Source organism: Parasynechococcus sp. (genome assembly GCF_042954245.1).
Lineage (GTDB): Bacteria > Cyanobacteriota > Cyanobacteriia > PCC-6307 > Cyanobiaceae > Parasynechococcus.
The window spans coordinates 1-3243 of record NZ_JBGKDP010000102.1 but is presented as its reverse complement, the minus strand read 5'-3'; the positions used below and the strand labels follow the sequence as shown (position 1 = coordinate 3243).

The 3243-nt window shown below is 65.2% G+C and carries 3 protein-coding genes; all 3 read left to right on the top strand.

Features of this window, described 5'->3' with window-relative positions; translation table 11 throughout:
* The first annotated feature begins 30 nt into the window (after positions 1-30).
* Complete coding sequence (locus ACGVJ8_RS04695) at positions 31-366, top strand: hypothetical protein (protein ID WP_392345877.1); 336 nt, start codon at positions 31-33, stop codon at positions 364-366.
* 46 nt (positions 367-412) lie between these two features.
* Complete coding sequence (locus tag ACGVJ8_RS04690) at positions 413-1054, top strand: metallophosphoesterase (RefSeq protein WP_392345876.1); 642 nt, start codon at positions 413-415, stop codon at positions 1052-1054.
* Positions 1048-3243, top strand: a 2196-nt coding sequence (locus ACGVJ8_RS04685) for an exodeoxyribonuclease V subunit gamma (protein WP_392345874.1), incomplete at its 3' end; no start/stop codon positions are given. The genes ACGVJ8_RS04690 and ACGVJ8_RS04685, both read left to right, overlap by 7 nt.

Sequence of the window (3243 nt, the reverse complement as noted above, 5' to 3'; positions counted from 1 at the left end):
GATTCCCGATGCCCTTGCCGGTGCCGTCTGATGAATCCGAGTTCCCTTCCCGTTCAGCAGCGCATTGCACTCCTGGTGCAGGCCCTCGATGGTGCGGAGAAAACCAACAAGGCGTTGGCCACCTGTGCCGATGGGGACGCGATGGTGGACATCCTTCTGGGGGATTCGGCCAAGCTGGGTTTGGGGCTGACCCGTCGGGATCTCACGGAGACGCCGCCGATTCGCGACTGGATCTGGTTCAAGAACAACGATCCCCTGGTCACCGTCGGTGATGCCAAGCCCCGCTACCGCCGCGAAACCCCCGAAAAGCCCAAGCCAAACCCAAGCCAACCCAAGGAACGCAAGCGCTTTCTCGGTTTGTTCTGATCTGCATTCCGGATTCTTGGCGGTGCCTGGCTGAGCATCAGAATTGATGCATCTCCAGGTTGTTGCTTTGAACTTGCGCAGCCGCCGGCACTGGGTGATTGGAGATGTGCATGGCTGCCACCAGCCCCTTTGCCATTTGCTTGCCACCCTGCCGCCGAACGACCATCTGGTGTTCTGCGGGGATGTGATCAACCGTGGTGAGGCCATTCCCGCAACGATGGATCTGGTCTGGGATTTGGTCCAGTCAGGCCGTGCCACATGGCTGCGCGGGAACCATGAGCAAGACCTCATTGATGCCCTGGAATCCCAGGATGGCTTGAGTCAACACGCCACCTATGCCCAGTTGGGCGACAGCAGCGCTCGCCAATGGTTGCCGCGCCTGCAACAGCTTCCGCTCGTCTACCGCGGTGACGGTTGGTGCGCCACCCATGCCGAGTTCGACGCAGCAGGCCAACCGGATCTCTCCATTCGTGATTCCTTCTGGGAGGCCCATGACGGTCGTTTTGGCCAAGTTGTTGTGGGCCATACGCCCCGTCCCCAGGTGGAGCGCCTCTGCGCGATCGTTCTGATCGACACCGGTGCGGTCTACGGCGGCCGTCTGTCGGCCTACTGCCCGGAAACGGATGCAGTCGTTCAGGTTGAAGGAGCTGCAACCGATGCCGTGCTGGCTGGAGTTGGCCCTTGCTGACGGTTTACCGAAGCAACAGGGCTGAATTTCTGGCTCGTTTGCTCTCCCGTCAGCTGATCGAGCAGCAGCCGGGCCCCCTTGAGACGGTGGAGGTGATGGTCAATACCTGGCCCACCAGCCGATGGTTGGGGGAACAGCTGGCCACGGCCAATGGCATCAGTTCCCTGGTGCGGTTCCCCTTCCCGGGCAGTCGCCTGCGGCAGCTGGTGCGCCAGGTGCTACGTCTCCCCGCGCAGGAGGACGATCCCTGGCGGGCGGGCCAGCTGGTGTGGGCTGTGCTCGAACTGCTGCCGGAGCTGTTGGAGCAGCCCGTCGCCCAGCCGCTGCGGGTCTGGCTCACCCAGCGTGAAGGAACCGCCTCGGGGTTGACGCGGGACCGCTGGCAGTTGGCTCGTACCATTGCAGATGCCATGGATGATTACGCCCTCTACCGCCCCGATCAACTGGAGCAATGGGAACGGCCGCAGCCTGATGACGACTGGCAGCCCGTGCTCTGGCGACTACTGGCCCAACGGCTGCCCCGGGCTCCCTTTGGCCTGCAGGTGCATGAGGCCGTCGATCGTCTCCGGCGAGGAAACGTTGATCCAGCCCTGCTGCCGGAGCGGCTGCGGCTGTTTGGCATCAGTGCTCTGGCGCCGGTGCAGGTGGATCTGATTCAGGCCTTGTCAGGTTTGCTGGAGGTGGAGATCTACTTGCTCACCCCGTGTCCGGATCTGTGGCAGCGCTGCGGCAGTCGGCGTGCGTCGCTCGGGGATGACTGGCTGGTTCCGCCCGATGGGGGCTGGTTGGCGGAGGCGCCGCGTTTGGAGGCCGTTTTTGGGCGGATGGGCGCCGAATTTCAGCAGTTGCTGGAGGGCTCCGGTGAAGCGCAGCTGGGGGAGCGTCGCGAGGGGGATCTGTTTGTAGGTTCTCTGCAGATCGCCGCGGCGGAAGAGCGCCAGCCCACCCTGCTCGATCAGCTTCAGCAGCAGCTGGTGGATGCCGACAGCGTCCCCGCACTGAAGCGTTCCTCAGACGATCAGTCGCTGCTGTTTCAAGCGGCACCGGGGCCTTGGCGGGAGGTGCAACTGGTGCGTGATCGCATCCTGCAGTGGCTGGCGGCTGATCCCGATCTCGCGCCACGCGACGTGCTGGTGATGACGCCGCAGATTGAGCGCTATGCACCGCTGCTCAGCTCCGTGTTCAACGATACGGCGGCCATCGGTGTCGATTTGCCTTGGCGCCTCACCGACCGCAGTCAGCAGAGCAGTCCGGGGTTGTCGATGGCGATGTTCACGCTGCTGGAGTTGGCTGCCACACGCCTCACCGCCACGGGGCTGGAACGTCTGCTGGCCAATCCGGCCCTACAGGGCCAGCAGGGACTCACGCCGGAGGAGGCGGTGCTGATCACCCAAACGCTGCAACGCAGCGGTTTTCGCTGGGGGTTGGACGCCCGCGAGCGGGGCGGGGACGAGGTGCACAGCCTGCGTTGGTGTCTCGACCGTTGGCTGCTGGGGCTGGTGCTGCCGGTGGAGCCGGGCCTGGCTCCAGCAGGGGCGGCACCGTTCCAGCAGGAGCTGGACCCCGATCGCCTGGTGCGTTGGTGGACGCTGCTGGACCGTCTGGCGCGGATGCTCGATCGCCTGCGACAGCCCCGGCCGTGCCATGGCTGGGTGCAGCTGCTGCAGTCCCTGTTGCAGGAGCTGTTCGCTGAGGGTGGGGCCTGGGCCGATGAGTCGCAGAGCTGGGCGGCGGCCCTGGAGGAGTGGCGGCTGCGGGCCCATGACTGCCCCCTGGACCTTGATGCAGCGGTGGCCTTGGAGGTGCTGCAGGAGGCGTTGTCGGTGGACAGCGGCCGCTTCGGTCACCGCAGTGGAGCCCTCACCATCAGCGCCCTGGAGCCGATGCGGGCGATTCCTCACAAGGTGGTCGTCTTGATGGGCCTCGACAGCGCCGACTTTCCGCGCCCGAGCCGCCGTCCTGGCTTTCATCTGCTCGAGCAGCACCGGCGCCTGGGGGATCCCTGCAGCAGCGACCAGGACCGCTATGTGCTGCTGGATGCCTTGATGTCGGCACGTCGTCATCTGCTGATCAGCTGGTGCGGGCGGCTGGAGCGCACCGGTGAGCCCCAGCCGCCTGCTGCTCCGGTGGAGCAGTGGTTTGCCGTGCTGCAGGAGCAGTTGCAACGGGCTGGTGCTTCCACGGAGGGG

What these genes read in the sequence shown, in the direction of transcription:
- ACGVJ8_RS04695 (WP_392345877.1), top strand. Translation starts at nt 31, where the DNA reads ATGAATCCGAGTTCCCTTCCCGTTCAGCAGCGCATTGCACTCCTGGTG.
- ACGVJ8_RS04690 (WP_392345876.1), top strand. Translation starts at nt 413, where the DNA reads ATGCATCTCCAGGTTGTTGCTTTGAACTTGCGCAGCCGCCGGCACTGG.